The organism is Deinococcus planocerae, assembly GCF_002869765.1.
GTDB classification, from domain to species: Bacteria; Deinococcota; Deinococci; order Deinococcales; family Deinococcaceae; genus Deinococcus; species Deinococcus planocerae.
On sequence record NZ_PNOR01000090.1, the window covers coordinates 1 to 1151 of the forward strand.

Annotated in this window: 1 protein-coding gene; it reads left to right on the top strand. The window is 61.0% G+C overall.

Going from position 1 to position 1151, the window contains the following annotated elements; translation table 11 throughout:
* The first annotated feature begins 58 nt into the window (after nucleotides 1-58).
* Nucleotides 59-1150, top strand: a complete 1092-nt coding sequence (locus A7B18_RS21090) for a transposase (protein WP_102128614.1) — start codon at nucleotides 59-61, stop codon at nucleotides 1148-1150.
* Nucleotide 1151: the final 1 nt, after the last annotated feature.

The window sequence follows — 1151 nt, forward strand, 5'->3', positions numbered from 1 at the left end:
CTCAGGAGTTGCACCTGCATAACGACGGGGAAGCGCTCCCAGCCGAGAAAATCTGGGAGTGTCTACGTCACAGATTCTGGGGGAGCGCGTCCGCATTCTGGCAGATGAGTTCCTGGCCGTTCCAACCACGTCCTACCAACAGCGCAGCCTGGAGGCTGCGCTGTCGATGTTCCTGGACACTGCCACCAAAACGGCGTTGCACCGCGCTGAGTTGGTCAGCAAAAGTGCGCTGAGCCGCCTCCTGAACGAGTACCCCTGGGATACGGCACAGGGTTGGGCCATCTTGCAGCGCGCCCAGTGGGACGCGCTGCTTGTCGCGGCCCGACGAAAACACCGCCCACTCCTGCGGCTGAGTGTCGACCTGACCAGCATCGAAAAAAAGGGCAGCACGCTGCCCTTCGTTCGCGTCTATAACGAGGTTCACGGCATCCATCTGGTCGTGTTGTTCGCCGAATACGGAGCGGTGAAGTTTCCCGTGGGGTACCGGGTCTACCGGGGCAAGGGGACAGCGACCCCAGTGACTCTGGCACGAGAACTTCTGCGAACCGTCCCAGACGCGATCCGTCGTCGATTCCGGATTCGCGTGTTAGCAGACAGCGGATTCGAATCCGCTGTCTTCCTGGATGAAGTCAGGCAGCTGGGCTTCGAGTTTGTGGTGGGCGTTCGGTCAACCCGGCGGACGATGCACCCAGGCGAGGTCACGGTGGCTGACTGTCCGCATGGAGGCTACATCGAATTGAAGAACTGGCCGCATGACCCGCTGGTGCTGGGTCGCGTCGACCGTGGAGACCGGGTGTTTCACGCGGTTTCTTCGGAACTGATGGAAGGCGACGAGGTGGTCGCCGAGGGGGCAAAGCGGTGGAGTGAGGAATCGTTCTTCAAGGAGGGCAAGCACCAGTTTGGTCTGGCGCAGTTCGCATTGCGAACTGCTGTGGGCCTGGATCGCTGGGTCCTGCTGGTGTTCCTGGCCTGGACACTGGCCATCCTGCACCGAGAGACCGGGATGACCCTGGAGGCGTGTGCTGCTCTGGCACTGATGACGGTCATGCCAGACGTTCATTTGAACCGCCTGCTCCTGACGTTCAGCAGAAACTCGGAATTTCTCCGCCAGCACGGCTATTCACTGCGCTATGCGAGGTGCAACTCCTGAG